This window comes from Paenibacillus sp. BK720, from assembly GCF_011761545.1.
GTDB lineage: Bacteria > Bacillota > Bacilli > Paenibacillales > Paenibacillaceae > Pristimantibacillus.
Genome location: NZ_JAASRQ010000003.1, coordinates 582,921 through 602,028, shown reverse-complemented (window position 1 = coordinate 602,028; position 19,108 = coordinate 582,921). Strand labels below are relative to the sequence as shown.

Here is a 19,108-nt window from a genome sequence, read left to right as displayed (position 1 = left end):
ACGGAAAATAAAAAAAGTTTCTCCAGCCCTTTCCATAAAAAAAGCCGGAACCTGCATAACCAGGAACCGGCTCATTCTTTTCCGTTATTTTACTCCAATCGGCACCATATACATGCCGTTCGTTCATCGCGCTGCGCAGGAGGTTTCCTCTTCACAGCAGCGTGCTTTTCCGTTCATCCCTCAACCGAGACGCTCTCGCAAATATTTGCGGACCTCCTCCGACAGATCCTCCCGCTCCAGGGCGAAATCAATCGTCGCTTTCACGAAGCCCAGCTTATCGCCGACGTCATGGCGTTTGCCCGTAAAGCGGTGTGCCAGAATCGGAGCGATATGATTCAGCTGCTGAAGGCTGTCCGTCAGCTGTATCTCCCCGGCCTTGCCCGGCTTGGCATTCTCCAGCAGCTCGAAGATCGCCGGATCAAGCACGTAGCGCCCAACGACCGCCCAATTGGATGGCGCCTGACCTGGGGCCGGCTTCTCGATCAGGTCTAGAATGCGGTTACGGGAAGGATCGGCGTTATCGAAAGCGGCAATGCCGTATTTATGCGTCTGATCCCAGGGCACCTCCATAAGGGCAATAACCGAGGAGCCCGTATCCTCGTACTGATGGATCATCTGCTGCAGGCAAGGCGGCTCGGAACGCAGGATGTCATCGCCAAGCAGTACCGCAAACGGCTCGTCTCCGATAAAACGACGTGCGCACAGAACCGCGTGTCCAAGCCCAAGCGGTTCCTTCTGGCGGACATAATAGATGTCGGCCAGATGCGAGATATCCCGGACGATGGCGAGCATTTCTTCATTGCCGCGTTCTTCGAGTTCCTTTTCCAATTCGTAAGACTTGTCAAAATGATCCTCGATCGCCCGCTTATGGCGTCCGCTCACGATTATCATGCTGTCGATGCCGGACTGCACCGCTTCTTCCACGATATATTGAATAGCCGGCTTATCGATAATCGGAAGCATTTCCTTCGGCTGTGCCTTGGTCGCGGGAAGAAAGCGCGTACCGAGCCCTCCCGCCGGAATAATCGCTTTGCGTACCTGCTGCCTCTTCTTCTCATGAAACATGGCCGTCACCCTTTCGGTCTCAAATGTCAGGATCGGGACTGAGCGGCAGACGGACGACAAATACCGTCCCCTGCTCCGCATCCTCGATCTCGATTGCCCCGCCGTGAATGTCGATAATCTTCTTCACAATAGATAAGCCAAGCCCGCTTCCGCCTTGGGTACGGTCCCTCGACGGATCGATTTTGTAAAACCGCTCAAATACCCGGTCCCGCTCCTCTTCCGGTATTCCGCACCCCGTATCGGAGATCCGGACGACGGCATAGCCGCTTTTCTCCGACAGCTGGAACGAGATTTTACCTTCCTCGGGCGTAAATTTCATGCTGTTGGTAAGCAGGTTGATCCACACCTGACTGAGCTGATCCTCGTCGGCTTTAATGACGGTCTCTTCCATTAACAGCTCTACCGTCAGCCGCTTCGCAAGCCAGGTCGGCTCGCAGGACAAGACGACGTCGCGAAGCTGCTTATCCAGCCGGTAAGTGACCGGCTTATACGGATGATGCTCGGAATCAAGCGATGCCAGCTTCAGCAGATTTTCGCTGAGCCGGGATAAGCGGCTGCTTTCCTGCTTAATAATACCAACATAACGATTCCGGTCCCCTTCCGTCAAATCCTCGCTGCGCAGCGCCTCCGCAAAGCCGCCGATCGAGGTGAGCGGCGACTGGATTTCGTGCGATACGTTGGATACGAAATCGCGGCGCATCGTCTCCAGCTGCGACAAGCTGTGCGCCATCTTGTTAATGCTGTCCGCAAGCTCGCCCAGCTCGTTCTTGTGGGACATCGGAAGCTGTACGCTAAAATCGCCCTTGGCGATGCGAGTGGTGGCAGCGGTCATCATTTTGAGCGGCTTCACCAGATAACGGGCAGCGAACAGGATAAGAATACAGCCGACGACCAAGAGCGTAATCAGAATGGTGAAGGTATTTCGCTGGAAGCTGCGAACCTGCCGGACATGATCCGGAGTAATAAAGACGGCCCATTCCGTATTGCCGAATTGAGCCAAGCGGCCGTATGCCGGGGGCGAAGGAGGACCGCTCTCATGCTCGTCCGCATACTTCACCCGTTCCGTTTTGCCTCCGAAGATGTTCTCGACCGTCTTGTACGTTAAATGATTTACAATGGCCCGGCTTGTCCGGCCGACTTGAATAACAAGCCCTTTCCGATTGACCGCGACGATCGACATTTCCTGAAGGCTTGAGACCTGCTCGAGGAACATCGGCAAGGACCGCGGAGACGAATCGTTGTAAAGCCGCTCCAGCCGGGTAATCATCATGTCCTCCAGACCGTTCTGCCCTTGCAGATCCCGCCGGAACAGCTGGTTCGCCGTATAATAGGCAATACTAATACTTACTAATACGATGACCAGAAAAGTCACCGCTATTCGCACATACAGGCTGCGGATCATGCCCGCTCCTCCAATCGGTAGCCAAGACCGCGGATCGTAACGATGCGGAAGCCAAAATCCTCCTCCGGAAACCGTTCGCGTAGCCGCTTAATATGTACATCTACCGTGCGCTCGTCCCCTTCGTAGTTCATTCCCCACAGCTGCTCGATCAGATGCTCCCTGGTGAAGGTTTTGCCCGGATAGCTTGCCAGCTTGAAGAGCAGCTCGAATTCCTTCGGCGGCAGCAGGATTTTCTCTCCGTTCGCGACAAGCTGGAAGTCCGAACGGTTCATGGACAGCCCGCCAAGCTCCACAACCTGCGACGACGCAATGCGGTATCGTTTGAGCAGCGCCTTGACCCGAACGATCAGCTCCGGCGGATCGAACGGCTTCACGACATAATCGTCGGCGCCAAGCTCAAAGCCTTTTACCTTATGAGCCGTCTCGCCCTTGGCCGTCAGCATCAAGAGCGGCATGTCGAACGACTCGCGCATAGCCGAGCATAAAGCCCAGCCGTCCATTTTTGGCATCATTACGTCAATAACCGCAAGATCCGGCTTCACCGCCTCCAAACGGGTTAAAGCATCCTCTCCGTTGGCTGCTTCGATCACTTCATAGCCTTCTCTCCGCAAAAACAAGCTGACCAGCTCCCGTATATTCGGATCGTCGTCCACGACGAGTATTTTCGGCATTATAGAGCACCTCCTGTATACTGTCTTTCTACAATAATACAACTAGATGAAATTAAGATGAACTGTATTGACAAAGTTTACAGATTGTAATAATTTTAAACTAGAAAATGCGACATACATCAACAACATATAGATGGAGCGGAGGAATTCTTCATGTACAAAACAGTCATTATCGGTACCGGCCCTGCCGGATTAACGGCGGCGATTTATCTGGCGCGCGCAAATATGGAACCTCTCGTTATCGAAGGCTGGCAGCCAGGCGGTCAGCTTACAACAACAACGGAAATCGAGAACTTCCCTGGCTTCCCTGAAGGGATTCTCGGCAGCGAGCTGATGTCCAACATGCGCAAGCAAGCGCAGCGGTTTGGCGCATCCTTCCGCAACGGCTCGGTAAAAAGCGTCGACTTCAGCAAACGCCCTTACACGCTTGACGTAGAAGGCATCGGCGAAATTCAAGCAGAGTCCGTCATTATCTCGACAGGCGCTTCCGCGAAATACCTCGGCATTCCGGGCGAGCAAGAAAACATCGGCCGCGGCGTCAGCACTTGCGCAACCTGCGACGGCTTCTTCTTCCGCAACAAAAAGCTGATCATCGTGGGCGGCGGCGACTCCGCCATGGAAGAAGCGGTGTTCCTGACTCGCTTTGCGTCCGAAGTAACGGTTGTTAACCGCCGCGACGAGCTCCGCGCTTCGAAAATCATGCAGGACCGCGCGCGCGCGAACGAAAAAATCAGCTGGAACCTGAACAAAACCCCGCTTGAGATCGTTCCCGGCGAAATGGGCCTGAAAGGTCTGAAGGTTCGCAACAACGCAACCGGCGAAGAAGAATTCGTGGAAGCGGACGGCGTGTTCATCACCATCGGCCATACGCCTAACACGAAATTCCTCGGCGGCCAAATCGACACCGACGAGCAAGGCTACATCATCGTGAAGCCCGGCACTTCGGAGACCAACATTCCTGGCGTATTCGCCTGCGGCGACGTGCAAGACCGTCAATACCGCCAAGCGATTACGGCGGCAGGCAGCGGCTGCATGGCAGCTCTGGATGCGGAACGCTTCCTGGAAGCGCAAAGCCACGACGCGGTGCATGCTTAAGATTTTATGAAATCGGAATTGCTTGTGGCTCGTTCGGAAAGATCATAGTATAATGAAGGATGTTCGAACGACAATTTAAAGGCAATGCTACCTATAAAGGTACAACCTCGCTGATTTTTATAATTAGCCGGTTGTGCCTTTTTCTGTTTTGTACCCCATTATCCGATTGGAGTGATCTTACCTTTATGCTGCTGGAAGCGATCTATCACAGACCCAAGCAAAATTGGGCTTACGCTTATGACAAGACGACGTTGCATATTCGAATCCGCACGAAACGAAATGACGCGAAGCGCGTGGAGCTTATTGCCGGAGACAAATACAACTGGGCCGGAACGTTTACCGTTGCCCGGATGAGCGTGCTCTCCTCGGATTCGCTTTTCGATTATTGGGAAGCTTCGATCCAGCCTCCCTTCCGCCGGCTGCGGTATGCGTTCCGCCTGACGGATGGCGATGAGACGGTTATTCTGACGGAAAGCGGCTTTCCCGCCGATCTGCCGGATAATCCGAATACGTTCTTCGACTTCCCTTACATCAATCCGGTTGATGTCTTCTCTCCTCCGGCTTGGGTGAAGGATGCGGTGTTCTATCAGATCTTCCCGGAGCGTTTCGCAAACGGCGATCCTACGCTGAACCCCGAGATAACGGAAGCCTGGGGCGGCAAGCCAACGCCAACGAACTTCTTCGGCGGCGACCTGCAGGGCGTGCTGGACCATCTGGATTATTTGGCCGAGCTAGGCATTAACGCGGTCTACTTCACCCCGCTGTTCGAAGCAACAACAAACCATAAGTACGATACCGAGAATTATATGCAGGTGGACCGTCATTTCGGCACCAACGAGAAGCTGAAAGAACTTGTCGGGGAATGCCATAAGCGCGGAATCCGGGTGCTGCTGGATGCGGTATTCAACCATGCGGGCCGTACGTTCCCGCCGTTTGTGGATCTGCTGAAAAACGGCGAGAAGTCCGTCTACGCGAACTGGTTCCACGTGCGGGAATGGCCGCTTCGGGTGGAGGACGGCATCCCGACTTACGAGACGTTTGCCTTTGAACCGATGATGCCTAAACTCAATACGGAAAATCCGGATGTGAAAGCCTACTTGTTCAATGTGGCGCGCTACTGGATTGAGAAAATCGGAATCGACGGCTGGCGGCTTGACGTGGCCAACGAGGTGGACCACCAGTTCTGGCGGGAGTTCCGCCAAGCGGTGAAGGCCGTAAATCCGGATGCTTATATCCTCGGCGAGATCTGGCATGACGCGATGATGTGGCTGGAGGGCGACCAATTCGACGCGGTCATGAACTACCCGTTTACGAACGCGGTGCTGGACTTCTTCGGGCATCAGACCATCGGAGCGAAAACTTTCGCCGATGCCATTGGCCGGCAGCTTGCCGCTTATCCGCAGCAGGTAACGGAGACGGCGTTTAACCTGCTGGACAGCCATGATACGCCGCGTCTTCTGACGATCTGCGGCGATGAAACGGATGCGATGAAGCTGGCGGCTCTGTTCCAGCTGACCTATCCGGGCACGCCGTGCATTTATTACGGCGATGAAGTAGGCATGAACGGCGAGGGCGATCCCGACTGCCGGAAATGCATGGTGTGGGAGCCGGAGCAGCAGGACCGGGAGCTGCTCGCGTTCTATAAGCAGGCGCTTGCGCTTCGGCGCAAGCACGCCGCGCTGCGCAGCGCGGACATCCGCTTCCTGCAGGCAGCGGATGTCGAGGACGGCGGCGTTATCGTGTACGAACGCCGCGATGGGGCTGAGCGCATCCTCGTCGCGATGAATGCGCGAGGACGCGAGGCTGTTGCCGCCGTGCCAGCCGGCGGCAGCTGGGTGTCGCTGCTCGGGGATGAGCAGCGGCTTGAGCCGGCAGCCGGGAAGCTGCGGCTGCGGCTCCCGGGGTACGGCTACGGCATTTGGAAGCAGCTTGTTTAAAAACGAAGAGACGGACGCAGCGCAAGCTGATCCGTCTCTATTTTTTATCAAGCCTGTCTCCCCGATAAAAGCGATTGCGAATTAATGTAATTGCCGTCTGAATCAAAAGCAGCAGCAGGATGCCGCTTAGGAACGAGTAAAAATTGATGTATATCGTGTTGGTATATGGGTTCAGCCAGCCGTAATCATTCGTTCGGCCGTCGATCCGATCATGAATCCGCTGGGCATTATCAACCTGAAGCAGCACCGATACCGCAAAAAAAACGAGAAGAATAAGCAGGACCCGGATTCTATTGTATTGAACCAGATACCGTTCCCTATGTACGATTAAAGCGACACCGGCCAATAACAGCAGATACATCGGCAGCTCAATAAACCAAAGGATAACCGCAGGATTTCCGTCGCCGGAAATTCCTTTATCCGGGAGCATCTCGACCGTAAACCAGTCAACAAGAAAAATAAGAATCACATTAATCAAGAAAATTATAAGCGTCGCAATCCGCAGAGACTTCGTACTCACTCCCGTCACACCACCCGTCAATCGTAAATATCCATATACCTACTCAAGCCATAGACAACTAGTTTACCGCATTTCTCCATTTTTCAGTCACCTGCCCCTCGTTCCCATGCTTGCCCCGCTGTAGCACGGTTTTTCCGTCTTATTCCGTTACTCATGCCCCTCATCCCCACACCTAGCGCGCTGTAGTACGGTTTTTCCGTCTTAGGGGGACATTCCGCTTCAATCGGAGAGAAGCGAGGGAGAGCCTGCGATCCCCAAAACAAAAAATCCGGCGCCTCAGGCACCGGATTCGTCTACTTCAATATAACGCTGCTGTACGGCGGCAGCGTAACGACGCCGCCGCTCAGCTCGGCGGCGTTGTCGCTCTTGCGGCTCAGCTTCGCGAATGAGCCGTACTCTTCGGCCAGCTCCGACATTTGCGGCTGGCCGGACAAATTGTGCAGCACGAGCACGCGCTCGTCTGCTGTTTCCCTCACATACGCGGATACCTGTGGTACCGCGTTCTTCAAGCTGTACGCGATGATTCCCCCATCGCGCAAAGCCGGCTCCTCGCTGCGCCAACGGAGCAGCATCCGGTACCAAGCGAGCAGCGAGCCTTTATCCCGCTGCTCGCTCTCCACCGATGCGGCCGAGCCGGCCGCATTGTACTTGCCCCGCTCCCAGCTAGTCTGCCCCTCCCCGCCAGCGGGATCAGCATACCAGACCATCGGCTCGCGCAAATACTCATCCGGCTTGGCGCCGGCCATGCCTATCTCTTCGCCGTAATAAATAAACGGATTCCCCGGCAGGGTCAGCAGCATGGCCGCAGCCATCTTGGCATGCGACACGTTGCCGCTCAATGCGGTCATCACCCGCGTCTGATCATGGTTGCTCAGAAACGGCGCATCTACATACGATCCGCCCGAGGACTTCTCATATAACCCGTACGCCTTGCCAAGCGTAAAGGCCAGATCCGAGTCCCGCTCCCGGTCAGCCGCGCTGATCAGCTTGCCGGCGAGATCGAAATCAAAAGCCGAATCCAGCGCTTTATCCAGATAAGGAGCGATAACAACCGGCGAATCCCATACCTCGCCTACCAGGTAAGCATCCGGCTTCACGCCGGACAAGCCGCTGCGGAACTCCTGCCACCATTTCTGATTCGCGCCTTGAATCTCCGCGCTATTGATCATTGAAGAATAGTCTCCATAGATATGCTTGGCCGCGTCGAGCCGGAAGCCGTCGAGCCCCTGCTCCAGCCAATATCGGCCGATGGACGCAAGCTCTTGGCGTACGTCCGCATTGTCGAAATTCAAATCCGGCATGCCTTCCCAGAACACGCCTAAATACTTGCCTTTTCCGTCAGCGGCCAGATGCCACGGGTTGCTGCCAACCGCGCCGTCCGCCTTCAAATCTTCATCGGCCCCGGCAAAATGATACCAGCTCCGATACGGACTATCCGGATCCGTAAGCGCCTCCTTAAACCATGGATGTTCCGTGCTCGTATGATTCACGACCAGATCCATAATGACCTTTATGCCACGCTTATGCGCTTCATCCGTCAGCTTCTTCAGATCATCAAGCGTACCGTAATCCGGATTGACCGCCCGGTAATCCGTCACGTCATACCCGTGATAGCTTGGCGAAGGGTTAATCGGCATAAGCCAAATTCCGCCGACGCCGAGCTGCCGCAAATAGTCCAGCTTCGCCGTTACGCCGTTCAGATCGCCAATCCCGTCCCCGCTTGCATCATAGAAGGACCGGACAAAAATCTCGTAATAAACGGTGCCCGGCTGTTCATCCACCGGCAACGCAGAAGCTTCCTTCGCGGCAGCGGCAGCCGTCGGCGCAGCCGACGAAACAGCCTCACTTACCGCCTTCCCGCCACCAGCGTTATCGACCGAGCAGCCCGCAAGCGAAGCTGCCAAAGCGGCAGCAATCGCAGCACGGGCGCACCAACCTCCATAAGCCATAATCGCCCTTTATCCTTTCGAAGCGCCTGCCGTAAGCCCTTGAACAAGGAACTTCTGCAGGAAGACGAAGAGCAGCGTGATCGGAACCGCAATAAGCACGGCCCCGGCGGCAAACATCGTAAAGTTTGAGTTCTGATACGAGCTGACCAGATCCCACATGCCGACGGCAAGCGTCCAATTCTCTTTCGAGCGAAGCACCAGCCGGGCGAAAATAAAGTCGACCCAAGCTCCCGCGAACGTCGTCAGCGCGACATAAATCAGAATCGGACGCGCAAGCGGCAGCATGATCCGGTAGAAAATCTGCAGATGGTTCGCGCCGTCAATCCGCGCGGACTCGTCAAGGCTGCGCGGAATCGTATCGAAGAACCCTTTGATCACAAACCCGTTCATCAATACCGAGCCCGCGGAATACACGATGATAATCGCCGTATGGGTATCGAGCAGATTAAGCTGAAGCAGGAAAATGTAGACCGGCACCAAGCTCATAAAGCCAGGGAACATGCCAAGGACAAGCAGGGTCGTCAGCAGGGTTTTCCGCCCCTTGAACCGGAAGCGCGACAACGCGTACATGCTCATCGTCGATAGAATCGTCGAGAAGACCATGGACAGGAAAGCAATTTTGAGCGTATTCAGATACCATCTGCCATACAGGAATACCTTCGAATGGAACAGCTCCGTATAATGCGACAGCGTAAACGTCTTCGGAATAAACGAATCGCTGTACAGCGAGGTGCCCGGCCGGAAAGAGGACAGCAGCACCCAAAGAGCTGGATAAAGACAACAAACCGCAAGGACGGTCAGCACCACGTAGCTGAGCGTCAGCCGAATATAACGGCTTCTCGATTGACCAGCCTTCATTGGATCATATCCTCCTCTTTGAACGACTTCGTGCGACGGTAGTTAATAATCGAGAACGTTGCGATAATGATGAAAATAATAATGCCAATCGCCGAAGCCATATTGAATTGGCTGTTGTTCAGCGTGAGTTTGTACAGCCACGTTACAAGCAGGTCCGTGCTGCCCGCATATTGATATTCACCGTTCAGCGGTTCGCCGTTCGTCAGCAGGAAAATCAGGTTGAAGTTGTTGATGTTGCCCGCAAACTGCGTGATCAGAATCGGCGCCGTCGCGAACAGGACAAACGGCAGCGTAACGATCCGGAACTTCTGGTAACCGGAGGCTCCGTCCACGTCCGCCGCTTCGTAGAGATCCTTCGGAATGGCGGTAAGCACGCCAAGAATAAGAACCATCGATACCGGAATGCCCACCCACATATTAACGAGAATAGCGGTTGCCTTCGCCCAAGTCGGATCCGTCAGCCAAGGCAGCTTGCCAAAGCCGAAGTACGACAGATACTGGTTAATCGGTCCAAACTGTCCGTTGAACAGATTACGCATAACGAGCAGCGAGATCAACTGAGGAATCGCGTAAGGCAGGATGAATAGCGTCCGCCACAGCTTTTTAAACTTCACATCCTTCTGTTCGATAAGCAGAGCGACAAGCAGGCCGCCGAAATAGCAGGTTGCGGTCGCAAGCACGGCCCAAATAATCGTCCACGTAAAGACGCCAAAAAACGTTCTGCTCCAGGATTTCAGCGTCAGCAGGTCCTTAAAGGTGTTAAAGCCAACCCAATCGACCAGCTTCGCCGGCGGAATATGTTGAGGCAATGAGTAGTTCGTGAAGGAAAGCAAAATCATGAAGACAATCGGCATAATCGTCAGGAACAATACGCCGAGGCCCGGAATGGTGAGCAGCAAATGAGGGAATTTGCGGTCCCACACATAGCCGATGGACTCCCGGAAGGTCGCGGCCCGAATGCCTTGCTCTCTTTTCGCCCCCGTACGGTACGCATCGCGGATATTCATAATGTAAATGGTGATAAAAAGCGCCAATACCAGGACCGTAATTAGTCCGTTAATCATCAGAAAGACCGAATGATCCCCTTTTACCGTCTGATAAACCTTGCCTACCTTCACCATCTTGGATGGCGTATCGCCAAGCGTCCAAATCCCCCACAGATCATGCACAAGGCGAGGGATAAAATAAACAAGCGCTGCCGCCTCCGTCAGGAGCAGCAGTATTCCCTTCATATATTGCCGGTTGTACAGTTGGCCAAGCCCCATAGATACGGCGGACAAAATAGCACTGCGACGACCATTCATACCCGTGTACTCCTTCCATAGCTTACGCCCGCCGAAACATGCTTTCGGCGGGCGAGCCATCTGTCTCTTATTTCGCTATTTCGTTATTTTGTCGTACCTTTAGCCGCATCTTGGATTTGCTTCACCGCATTGTCGAGAGACGCCTTCGGATCTTTGTTCTCGTTCCAGATATCAGCCAGAGCCGCGCCGATCGGATCCCATACCTTGCCCATTTCCGGAATGGAAGGCATCGCCTGCGAGTTTACGAATTGAGCAGCAAAGCCGCTCGAGATCTCATCGGCTTTGAACGTTGGATCTTCCATTGCTTCTTTGTTCGCCGGAATCGCGCCGGTCAGCGAGTAATCTTTCAGCTGGCCTGCTTTGGAAGAAATAAAGTTGGCAAACAGACGGGAAGCATTCGGGTATTTCGTAAACGAGTTCACGTACCAAGCTTTAACGCCGGAGAACGAAACAGCCGGTTTGCCGTTAACGGTCGGGATTGGCGCTACGCCAAAGTTAATGCCCAGGTTCTTGAAGTCGCCGACTTTCCAAGGACCCGTAATGGTCATCGCCAGCGATTTGTCCGCGAATTTGCCTTGAATAATGTCCGCGGAAGCGTCGCCGGACTTGATCGGCAGAATTTGCTTCAAGGACTGGAAGTACTTCAGGCCTTCAACCGCTCCGTCGTTGTTCAGGCCGATATCGGCAGCGTTTGTGCCGTTCTCGCCAAACACATAACCGCCGGTTGATGCGAAGAAGATGTAGTTGAAGTAGAAGTTGCCCATTTCCCACATGAGAGCGTATTTATTTTTTGCAGGGTCATTGAATGTTTTGGAGAAGGTGACGATGTCGTCAAACGATGCCGGAGGCGTCTGTACCAGGTCTTTGTTGTAGAACAAAGCGTACGTTTCGACCGAACGCGGGTAACCGTACAGGATACCGCCCGAAGTTACCGCATTAACCGCAGCTTCGGCGTTTGCTGTTTTGGTCTCTTCTTCGAAGAAATCGTTAGGAAGGATAAGTCCGGCCGCTACCGCTTGGCCAAGGTTGTCATGCGGGAACGTTACGATGTCGGCACCGATGCCTGCAGGACCGTCGGTTGTCAGCTTTTTCACTTGGTCCGGCGACTCTACCTCTTCGATTTTGACCGGAATATTGTATTGCGCCGTAAATTCCTTCGCCATTTCTTCCACGAAGCCGCGTTCGTTCTTCGAATCCCATACGGTAAGCGTTGCGCCTTCTTCCGGCACGATTGCTTCGTCTGCCGGCTCCTCGCTTGCGCCTCCATTGCCTGCGTTAGCCGAAGCTTCTTCCGTTGCCGCAGGAGCGTTTGTTGCCGCGGAATTGCCGTTGTTATTGCTGCCGCCGCCTCCGCAAGCCGACACGATGAACAATGCCGTAATCATCGTCGTTACAAACCATTTTTTCATCCTTAATGATCCCCTTCCGTATTGTATGACTTGGGATAGCCGCGCCCGATCTTACCCGCTTTCCATGCCTGCAGCAGGAATGCTGCTATTCGTCGATTTGTGCAAACGTTTGTGCAAATGGCAATAGAAAAGAAAGGGCATCTGTCGTTTTCGTCTGTTTTTGGCCCTTTTAACGCCAAAACTCATCATGAAAGCGTTATATCCACGGATTCATCATACAACAGCCTATTGCGTTTGTTAAAACGTTTGCACAGATGATCTGTGCAAGTAATTTTATGGTTATCTCCCATTTTCTTCGGTTTTCTTGCTTTTACCCAATATCTCACTTATTGCATGGCCAAGTCCTGACTTGCCCGTTTACTTTAAAGAACCATTCAAGTAACATGGATGCATAGAGTTCAAACGATTGCATAAGAGTAAGGGGATCACGATAACGATGGTAACCATAAAAGATATTGCGAAAGCCGCAGGAGTTTCCCCTTCGACCGTGTCGCGGGTGGTATCCAATCATCCTCGAATCAGCAAGGAAACGTCCGCGAAAGTTAAAAAGATCATGGAGGAAATGGGCTATCACCCGAACGTCATGGCAAAAAGCCTGGTCTCGAAGACAACCAAGACGTTAGCCATCATGCTCCCCCGCCCGGCGGAAGAGCTGTTCCAGGACTTCTTTTTCGGAGAACTGTTAAGAGGAATATTGACCCACTCCACCAGAGCGGGCTATGATATGCTGCTTACGACGGCAACAAGCGCGCATGACGAGACCGAGACGATCTCCCGGCTTGTGTTCGGCAGACGCGTAGACGGGGTCATCCTGCTGTCCGCAAGGGTGAACGATCCGCTTATCCGTTATTTGAACGAGCAGGATTTCCCGAGCATTCTGATCGGCCGCGCCGGCGAAGAATACAGCCGGGTGATGACGGTCAACAACGATAACGTACAAGCTGCATATGACGCCACCCAGCATCTGATCAAGCAAGGCCATGCCCGAATCGGCTTTGTGAGCGGACCCACCAATCTGACCGTCTCGAATGACCGGATGGAAGGCTATAAAAAAGCGATGCGCGAAGCAGGACTGCCCCTGCAGTCGGAGTGGATTGTGGAAGGCGAATTCCTGCAGGAAAGCGGCTTCCGCGCGATGTCGTTTATCATGGGACTGCCGGAACGCCCGACAGGGCTTGTGGTCATTGACGATGTGGTGGCGTTTGGCGTGCTTCGCGGCTTAACGGAAATCGGCTATAAAGTGCCCGATGACATCAGCCTTGTCAGCTTTAACAATATTGCGTTGTCGGAGCTTGCCACGCCGCCAATCAGCTCGGTAGATATCGGCACGTACCAGCTTGGCTATACAGCCTCGCAGCTGCTGATCCGCCAGATCCAGGGCGAGCCGATCCATCAGGCGAATGTCATTATCCCGCACCGGCTGATCGTTCGCGAATCGTCCGTCCGCCTTGCCGCCAGCCGCGGTTTTTAAGTATGCAAAACCTTTCCTTGACGCACACTACTGCCTAGGAAAGGAATGTGAAACCCTATGACACAAACAAATGACGTTCTCAATAAACAAATCGCCAACTGGAGCGTCCTGTACATCAAATTGCACAACTTTCATTGGTATGTCAAAGGCACTCAGTTTTTCACCCTGCATGTCAAATTCCAGGAGTTCTACGAGGAGGCGGCTCTTCATGTCGATGAGCTTGCCGAACGGCTGCTGGCGTTAAAAGGCGCACCGGTTGCGACGATGGCGGAATACCTGCGAATCGCCAGCATCAAGGAAGCCTCCGGCAGCGAATCGGCCCACCAGATGGTCGAAGCGCTGATTAACGACTTCTCTATTATCATCAGCGAGTTGAAGGAAGGCATGGATATCGCGCAAGACGCAGGCGACGAAACCACCGCCGATATGCTGCTTGCCATCCACACCACCCTCGAGAAGCATGTCTGGATGCTGACCGCGTTTAACGCGTGATTTCCCGCCCTAAGACCAAACACCCCCGCTTCAGGCTACCGGCCTCGGCGGGGGTATTTGTTAGGATGCCGGAAAGTTTCAAGCAACCGTTTGTCCAGCTGCCTCCTCTTCTGACTCCTCATGTTTCGTGAGCACTTCCTTCTTCAAGAACCAGGTGATGACAAAGGAGACCGCCGCGAATCCAAGCGCGATAGCGAAGATATGGTCGAAGGAATGGGCAAATACCGTTTGGATCTTCAGCACGAGATCAGATGGCAATCCGGCCGGAATCCCGCCCGTCTTGATCGAATCGACCGTCCCCGGATCCATTCCGCTCGACAAGCTGTTTACGCCGTCTTTAATACTCTTGGCGAGAACACTGCCGAATACGCTGAGACCAACCGTAGCGCCAAGCGACTGGAACAGCTGTACCGTGCCTAGCGCTACGCCGCTATGCCTTTTCTCTACGGACTCCTGCACGATCAGGTTATCTCCGCCAAACAACGCTCCGATGCCTAGTCCCATGACAAAGAAGGCAATGATAACAAACAGCGGAACTGTGCTTACGGCCAGCTGCGTGAGCATGAATATTCCCACAAGCGGCAGGAGGAAGCAGGTAATAAACAGGTTGCGATAAGCGACACGGGTAATTAAAAATCCGTTTACGATACTGGACGGGATGGCTCCCGCCATAAAGGCGAACATCAGATAACCCGCTTCGGTTGGCGTAAGTCCCATCACATTTTGCGCAAAGAACGGGAAGGTTGCGATTCCGCCCATTAGCCCAAGCATTAACGTAAAGACAAGAAGGGATAAGACAACGACATTCCGGTTGCGGAACAGATGAAGCGGAATGATCGGCTCCTTCGCTCTCGACTCAATCCGAATAAACAGGGCGATCAGAGCGGCAGATAAAACCAGCAGGCCGATGATGATCGGAGACGACCAGCTTAATCCCTGATTATCGATCAATACGGGCGCAATCAGGAAGGACAGCAGCGCGGCGACAAGCGTTCCCGCCCCTGCCCAGTCGATGGCATGCTTTTCTTCCCCTTTGGACTCATGCAGTCCTTTGAACAAGAAGGCAACCGCGATAACCGCTACGGGAATATTGATCAGGAACAGCCAATGCCAATTGAGATTTCCGACAAAATAACCGCCGATGGTTGGTCCGATTAGCTGCGGCAGAATCATCAATGGACCAATGAGGCTTTGCACCTTCGCGCGCTGCTCCAGCGGGAAGGATTCACCGATAATAACAAGCGCGATAGGCATTAATCCGCCGGCGCCGATGCCTTGAATGCCTCTGCCGATAAGCAGCTGGGCCATGGAGTCGGCGGAGCCGCATACGATGGAACCGAGACAGAACAAGGCCATACAGCTCATGTATATTTTTTTCCGGCCAAATACATCGGCAAGTCTGCCCAATATCGGCATAGCAATCGTCATTGCCAGCATATACACGCCGGCTACCCAGCCGTACAGCGATAACCCGTGCAGCTCGCGGATAATCGTTGGCATCGCCGTTGAAACGACGGTCTCATCCATCTCGGCAAATATAAGGCCAAGCAGCAAGCCGATCAGGATGAGCGTTTTATTGTTTTTATTCACAGTCACCGTTAAGCACCTCTCTACTTCGTTGATCTGGAATCATCATACCCGCCGAATTTAAACGGAATTTAAACCGAAGCAGAATAAAAAAAAAGACTGTCGATCATCTTGATCTCGACAGTCTAGTTCGGTTTATGGGGCGCTAAACCAGCTTCACCGTACAGCTGGCTGCTTTTTCGCCGTTCCACAGCGCTTCAAGCACGTCGCCGTCATGCAAAGCGGCTACGCCGGCAGGCGTGCCGGTGAAGATAATGTCGCCTTCGCCAAGGCCGTAACGCGAATCGATATGGCGCACCAGCTCGGAGATGCTAAACAGCATATCCTTCGAATTGCCAAGCTGCGCTTGCTCCCCGTTGCGCATCAGGGCAAAATCGAATGCTTTCAGCCCTTCCTCGCCCGGATAAGCCATCCATTCGCCAAGCGGCGCGGAAGCTTTGAAGCCTTTGGCATCCAGCCAAGGCTGGCCTTTGGCCTTGAGCTTGCTTTGCACATCGCGGAGCGTCAGGTCGAGTCCAAGCGCCAATCCGTCAATAATCTCGTCCGGCGACATGCCCGGCTCAAGCGGACGCGCAATGCGAAGCACAAGCTCCAGCTCGAAATGCACTTCCCCGCGCCCACCCGGAATTTCGACGACGTTGCCGTTCATCGGCGCTACCGCATGAGAAGGCTTCGTAAAGACAAGCGGCTCCTCCGGCACTTCGTTGCCAAGCTCAAGCGCATGCAGCCGGTAGTTCCGGCCGATGCAGTAGATGTTGCGAATTTCGTTTGCCATGAATGGGGATCCTCCTAGAAAAGAATTGCGAAGCCATTCTTGCTTCGTATGCATAAACTTATTTCTTCTGCGCCTCGATCTTCTCGGCCAGCTCGTTAAGCTCCGCCCAACGGTCCATCAGCTCTTCCAGCTTGGACTCCAGCTGCTGCTGCTCTTCCACTAATTGCTGCAATAGCGCTGAGTCGCTGCCCGCGTTGTTCATTTTTTCCGTCACGGCCGCCAGCTGCTCCTCCGCCTTGGCGATCCAGCCGTCAATCTGCTCGAAATCCTTCTGGTCCTTGTACGACATGCGCAAACGTTCGCCGGATGGCTTGCTTCCGCTGTCCGCGGCTGCCGCAGAAGGTTCTGCTGCAGGCTTAGCTGCCGCCTGTGCCGGCTTTACGCTGCCCGCCATTTCCGTAGAGACGCCGAACTTCTCCACATACTCCTGGTATTCGGTGTAGTTGCCGACATGCTGCGTAATCACGCCATTGCCTTCAAAGGCAAAGATTTTATCTACGGTCCGGTCAAGGAAGTAACGGTCATGGGATACCACAAACACAACGCCCGGGAAATCGTCGAGGTAATCCTCGAGCACCGACAGCGTCGCGATATCGAGATCATTGGTAGGCTCGTCGAGCAGCAGCACGTTAGGCGCGTTCATCAGGACGCGCAGCAGCTGCAGACGGCGCTTCTCGCCGCCGGACAGCTTGCCGATAATCGACCATTGCATCGCAGGCGGGAAAAGAAACCGCTCCAGCATCTGGCCGGCGGAGATCGTAGTGCCGTCTGCCGTTTTCACCTGTTCCGCTCCTTCGCGGATATATTCGATGACGCGAAGCGATTCGTCCATCTCTTCATGCTCCTGCGAGAACCATCCCAGCTTAACCGTCATGCCAAGCTCGATCTTGCCTTCATCCGGCTGCAGCTTGTCCGCGATGAGCTTCAGCAACGTAGATTTGCCTTCGCCGTTTCGGCCAACAATGCCGACTCGGTCTTCCGGCACGGCGATATAGCTGAAATCGCGAATAAGCGTGCGGTCGCCAAACCGTTTGCTGACCGACTCCATCTCCACGATTTTTTTGCCGAGGCGCGTGGATGCTACCGATACGTCCATTTTGCCGCCTGCTTGCTTCGGCGCTTGCGCCTTAAGCGCTTCGAACCGGTCGATCCGAGCCTTCTGCTTGGTCGATCTGGCTTTCGCTCCGCGCCGGATCCAAGCGAGCTCGCTTCTCAGCAGATTCTGCCGCTTGTCCTCCGAAGCCGCTTCCCGCTCCTCGCGTTCTACCTTCAGCTCAAGGAAACGGCTGTAGTTCGCTTCATAGAAGAATGCCCGCCCTTTATCCAGCTCGATCACGCGGTTGCTTACCCGATCCAGGAAATAGCGGTCATGGGTAATCATGAGCAGCGCGCCTCTGCGCTTTTGCAGCATGCTTTCCAGCCAAGCAACGGATTCGTTATCGATATGGTTGGTAGGCTCGTCCAGAATAAGGATATCCGAAGGCTGCAGCAGCGCCGCCGCCATCGCCACGCGCTTTCTCTGACCGCCGGAGAACGTCTCTACCTTATCGTTGAAGTTCTGGATCCCCAGCCGGCCAAGCGCCGTCTTCGCTTCGCTTTCCAGCGTCCAGGCGTCCAGCTCGTCCATCTTCTGGTTAGCCTTGATCAGGCGCTCCTGCAGCGACTCGTCGCTTGGCTTCAGCTCAAGCGCTTCAAGCGAAGCCGCATATTCGCGCACGGCGCGCAGCTGCGGCGAATCGCCGCCAAGCACATGCTCGAGCGCCGTCTCGCCCGGCGCAAACGTCGGGTCCTGCGCCAGCATCCGCACAACGACGCGGTTGCCGATCGAGATACTGCCGGAATCGGCAGGTTCTATTCCGGCGATAACCTTCAGGAACGTCGACTTGCCCGTTCCGTTGACGCCGATAATGCCGATTTTGTCGCCCTCTTCGACGCCAAAGGTCACGTCCTCGAAGAGCATTTTCTCGCCATAGCTTTTCGTTATATGTTCAACCGATAATAAATGCATAATAAGTTACCCTACTTTACACCCAAAATGTGCAGCCGCCGCTTGCGGCATCTGCCATCCGTATCATACCATATTCCGCCGTCCGCTGGCACCCGGACCCATCCAGCAGGAAACCTCAGCAGCCCTGCCTCACGCCTCACGCAAACAGCTTATAGATGTCGCGTATCGTTAAGAACCACTAGCTGCCCCATTTCTGATGGCTTAACGATAAGGCGTATCGTTAAGCCCAGTCAAAACCGCCCATTTTGCTCATTTCCCCGACTTTTCTCTTCCCTTTACGATGTCGCACATCGCTAAGTCCGCTGACCTTCCACTAAATAGTCACTTTAACGATGTCCCACATCGTTAAGCTTAGCCCGTTGACTGCAACCAAAGCCAGTTTCTTGCTGCCTTGGCCAACTCTAAGGCCCTTTAAGGGCCTTAAGAGAACAATTCACACGCATCAAACTATCGTTAAGGCCCCTTAGGGACCTTAACGACACACTCTTCAGAACATTTACACCAGTGTCAGCGTCCTACGCCAGCCTTAAGGTCCCTAAAAGGCCTTAAGAGCCCGACTCGCACC

15 protein-coding genes are annotated in these 19,108 nt (G+C 54.1%); 4 read left to right on the top strand and 11 right to left on the bottom strand.

Annotated features, from left to right (window positions below):
- Nucleotides 1-180: 180 nt before the first annotated feature.
- Genes galU through FHT67_RS14740 form a run of 3 tightly spaced genes read right to left on the bottom strand, consistent with a single transcriptional unit; the run spans nt 181 to nt 3,138 of the window.
- Nucleotides 181-1,065 carry a UTP--glucose-1-phosphate uridylyltransferase GalU gene (galU, locus tag FHT67_RS14750; RefSeq protein ID WP_167199364.1) on the bottom strand — a complete coding sequence of 295 codons (885 nt, stop codon included), beginning with the start codon at nt 1,063-1,065 and terminating at the stop codon, nt 181-183.
- A gap of 19 nt (nt 1,066-1,084) precedes the next feature.
- Complete coding sequence (locus FHT67_RS14745) at nt 1,085-2,467, bottom strand: sensor histidine kinase (protein WP_132310030.1); 1,383 nt, start codon at nt 2,465-2,467, stop codon at nt 1,085-1,087.
- Nucleotides 2,464-3,138 carry a response regulator transcription factor gene (locus tag FHT67_RS14740; protein ID WP_167199361.1) on the bottom strand — a complete coding sequence of 225 codons (675 nt, stop codon included), beginning with the start codon at nt 3,136-3,138 and terminating at the stop codon, nt 2,464-2,466. The genes FHT67_RS14745 and FHT67_RS14740 overlap by 4 nt, the downstream gene beginning before the upstream one ends.
- A 153-nt stretch (nt 3,139-3,291) precedes the next feature.
- On the opposite strand from FHT67_RS14740, the gene trxB reads away from it, so the two are divergent.
- Nucleotides 3,292-4,233, top strand: coding sequence for a thioredoxin-disulfide reductase (gene trxB, locus FHT67_RS14735; RefSeq protein ID WP_116394066.1), 942 nt, complete (start codon nt 3,292-3,294; stop codon nt 4,231-4,233).
- A gap of 185 nt (nt 4,234-4,418) precedes the next feature.
- Complete coding sequence (locus FHT67_RS14730) at nt 4,419-6,170, top strand: alpha-glycosidase (protein ID WP_167199358.1); 1,752 nt, start codon at nt 4,419-4,421, stop codon at nt 6,168-6,170.
- A gap of 37 nt (nt 6,171-6,207) precedes the next feature.
- Here the strand turns inward: FHT67_RS14730 and FHT67_RS14725 are convergent, their stop codons facing one another.
- The 5 genes from FHT67_RS14725 to FHT67_RS14705 all read right to left on the bottom strand — a co-directional run bounded on the left by FHT67_RS14725 (nt 6,208) and on the right by FHT67_RS14705 (nt 12,210).
- On the bottom strand, nt 6,208-6,690 hold the full coding sequence (locus tag FHT67_RS14725) for a hypothetical protein (protein WP_132310024.1): 483 nt from the start codon (nt 6,688-6,690) through the stop codon (nt 6,208-6,210).
- Nucleotides 6,691-6,983: 293 nt separating this feature from the next.
- Nucleotides 6,984-8,639: an alpha-amylase family glycosyl hydrolase gene (locus FHT67_RS14720; RefSeq protein WP_167199355.1), complete on the bottom strand. Its 1,656-nt coding sequence runs from the start codon at nt 8,637-8,639 to the stop codon at nt 6,984-6,986.
- 9 nt (nt 8,640-8,648) lie between these two features.
- Entirely contained in the window at nt 8,649-9,497 is an 849-nt protein-coding gene (locus FHT67_RS14715; RefSeq protein ID WP_132310021.1) for a sugar ABC transporter permease, read from the bottom strand.
- Nucleotides 9,494-10,801 (bottom strand): carbohydrate ABC transporter permease, encoded by a 1,308-nt coding sequence (locus FHT67_RS14710; protein WP_167199352.1) that lies wholly within the window; start codon nt 10,799-10,801, stop codon nt 9,494-9,496. Before FHT67_RS14710 ends, FHT67_RS14715 begins: the two co-directional genes overlap by 4 nt.
- 83 nt (nt 10,802-10,884) lie before the next feature.
- Nucleotides 10,885-12,210, bottom strand: a complete 1,326-nt coding sequence (locus tag FHT67_RS14705) for a sugar ABC transporter substrate-binding protein (RefSeq protein WP_132310018.1) — start codon at nt 12,208-12,210, stop codon at nt 10,885-10,887.
- Between the two features lie 436 nt (nt 12,211-12,646).
- Here FHT67_RS14705 and FHT67_RS14700 point away from each other — a divergent pair, with 436 nt between their 5' ends.
- Together FHT67_RS14700 and FHT67_RS14695 are read left to right on the top strand one after the other, a co-directional pair.
- A complete protein-coding gene (locus FHT67_RS14700; protein ID WP_167199349.1) occupies nt 12,647-13,681 on the top strand; it encodes a LacI family DNA-binding transcriptional regulator in 1,035 nt (344 codons plus the stop codon).
- A 57-nt stretch (nt 13,682-13,738) separates the two neighbouring features.
- The gene (locus tag FHT67_RS14695; protein WP_132310015.1) at nt 13,739-14,173 is read left to right on the top strand and encodes a Dps family protein; all 435 of its coding nucleotides are present in this window, start codon (nt 13,739-13,741) and stop codon (nt 14,171-14,173) included.
- 78 nt (nt 14,174-14,251) lie between these two features.
- Here FHT67_RS14695 and FHT67_RS14690 read toward each other — a convergent pair whose 3' ends face one another.
- The 3 genes from FHT67_RS14690 to FHT67_RS14680 form a co-directional block, all read right to left on the bottom strand.
- The gene (locus FHT67_RS14690; RefSeq protein ID WP_167199346.1) at nt 14,252-15,769 is read right to left on the bottom strand and encodes an MFS transporter; all 1,518 of its coding nucleotides are present in this window, start codon (nt 15,767-15,769) and stop codon (nt 14,252-14,254) included.
- A 136-nt stretch (nt 15,770-15,905) separates the two neighbouring features.
- Nucleotides 15,906-16,535: a fumarylacetoacetate hydrolase family protein gene (locus FHT67_RS14685; protein ID WP_132310011.1), complete on the bottom strand. Its 630-nt coding sequence runs from the start codon at nt 16,533-16,535 to the stop codon at nt 15,906-15,908.
- Between the two features lie 58 nt (nt 16,536-16,593).
- The gene (locus tag FHT67_RS14680) at nt 16,594-18,543 is read right to left on the bottom strand and encodes an ABC-F family ATP-binding cassette domain-containing protein (protein ID WP_132310010.1); all 1,950 of its coding nucleotides are present in this window, start codon (nt 18,541-18,543) and stop codon (nt 16,594-16,596) included.
- Nucleotides 18,544-19,108: the final 565 nt, after the last annotated feature.